3 protein-coding genes are annotated in these 1,548 nt (G+C 67.5%); 1 reads left to right on the top strand and 2 read right to left on the bottom strand.

The annotated features are described in order from the left end of the window. Window positions 1-74 precede the first annotated feature (74 nt). Both G3N92_RS33680 and G3N92_RS33675 read right to left on the bottom strand, forming a co-directional pair. On the bottom strand, window positions 75-680 hold the full coding sequence (locus G3N92_RS33680; protein WP_206131819.1) for a cytochrome b: 606 nt from the start codon (window positions 678-680) through the stop codon (window positions 75-77). Between the two features lie 76 nt (window positions 681-756). Beyond that, complete coding sequence (locus G3N92_RS33675) at window positions 757-1,203, bottom strand: CHRD domain-containing protein (RefSeq protein ID WP_206131818.1); 447 nt, start codon at window positions 1,201-1,203, stop codon at window positions 757-759. Between the two features lie 124 nt (window positions 1,204-1,327). Between G3N92_RS33675 and G3N92_RS33670 the strand changes: the two genes are divergently transcribed. Continuing rightward, on the top strand, window positions 1,328-1,548 hold a 221-nt coding region (locus G3N92_RS33670; RefSeq protein ID WP_206131817.1), incomplete at its 3' end, for a hypothetical protein.

The raw sequence follows: 1,548 nt of genomic DNA, 5'->3' as shown, positions 1-1,548 counted from the left end.
GGCGGCGGCGCGGCCGGGCGAATTCGGAGGGACGGCCATGCTTCGTTCTTCGGCAAGGGTGGGCGAGGGCGTGCTCACGGCAGCATCCGGCGCAGGACCGATTCGCGATCGAGCAGCTCGTGCTTGAGCGCACCGAGCAGATGCATCGCGAGCACGGCGTACAGCACGTAGGCGGCCCACGTGTGCATCGTGCCGAACAGCGTGTGCAGATGGTTCTTCAGGTCGGGCTGCAGGCTTTCGATGAAGCCCAGGCGGAACCACGGAATCACGTAGTACAGCGACATCGGGTGGGTGGCCGCGCCGTCCCAGGCGGAATCGTGCAGCCAGCCGGTGATCGGCAGCGCGAACATCAGCACGTACAGCAGGATGTGTGCGAGGTGCGCGGCGCGCAGCTCCCAGCGGCGGAACCAGCTGGGCAGCGCGGGCGGGCGGTGCGACACGCGCCACAGCACGCGCAGGATCGCCAGGCCGAGCACGGTGATGCCGATCGACTTGTGGATGTCGATCGCCGGGCGCACCCAGCCGTCGGGCATCGAATCGGCGCTCAGCGCGATCGCGACGTTGCAGAGGATGCCGAGCGCGATCAGCCAGTGCAGCGCCATCGCCGTGCGCGTATAGCGCGGCACGCTGGGCGAGACGGCGGCGGCCGGGCTGTCGGGGGACGGGGCGCGTGAATTCATGGGTGAGGCTCTCGTGGGGGAAGTCGCGATGCGCCCGCCGCCCGCGTCGAGGCGGGCGAGGGGCGGGGGCCGGCGATCAGGACTTGCTGGCGGCGACCTGGCCGCGGATTTCGCCGCCCGGGTTCTTGGCCGTGTGCACGTTGAAGTACCAGCGGCCGGCCAGCAGGTCGGCTTCCTGCGCGGCGTTCAGCGTGGCGTGGCCTTCGATCGGGCTCGGCAGATCCTTCTTGTCGATCGGGATCACCACGCCGGCGTTCTGGCCGACCGGCGCCGGGCCGTGGAAGTGGGCCATCGTGGCCGGGCCGGTCAGGTCCGAATAGTCGACGTGCCAGCTCAGTTGCTTCGAATCGGTGTCGTAGCTGCCCATCAGCATGCCGTGGCCGTTGCTCTGCTTCGGCGGCACTTCGGCGGCGGCAGTCAGATCGGCGTGGACTTGCAGCGTGTCGGCCTGGGCCGACAGCGAGGCGGCGAGGCCGAGCGACAGCGCGGCGATCGTCAGGGCACGGCGGGAGATCAGGTTCATGGCGGTATCGTCAGGTCGTGTGCGTTGAGAGGGGGCGGGCATCGGCGTTGTCCGCTTCCTTGCTTAACGCGTGAAGGTGGGGGCTTATTCCATCGGAATGCAAAAAAATTTTCGAGCCGTTCGCATGACGAATCGTCAGCAATGGAAAGCATTTCGTAAGTGCGCCGACGTCCGGCCTGCCGCCATGCGCGCACATGATACGCGCGGCGCCGCACGGCTGCAGAAGCCGCACCGTGGATGGAATAACGGCGCTCGCCAGGGCGTTCTGGAAGCGCAGGTCGTTTCTCACCATTCATGTTCGACGACGAGGTTCTTCATGCGGAAATCGATGGCAGGTCAGGGGGA

The organism is Burkholderia sp. Ac-20379 (assembly GCF_017104645.1).
Taxonomy (GTDB): domain Bacteria; phylum Pseudomonadota; class Gammaproteobacteria; order Burkholderiales; family Burkholderiaceae; genus Burkholderia.
The sequence above is the reverse complement of the archived record's forward strand: the minus strand, read 5'-3'. Positions and strand labels throughout refer to the sequence as shown.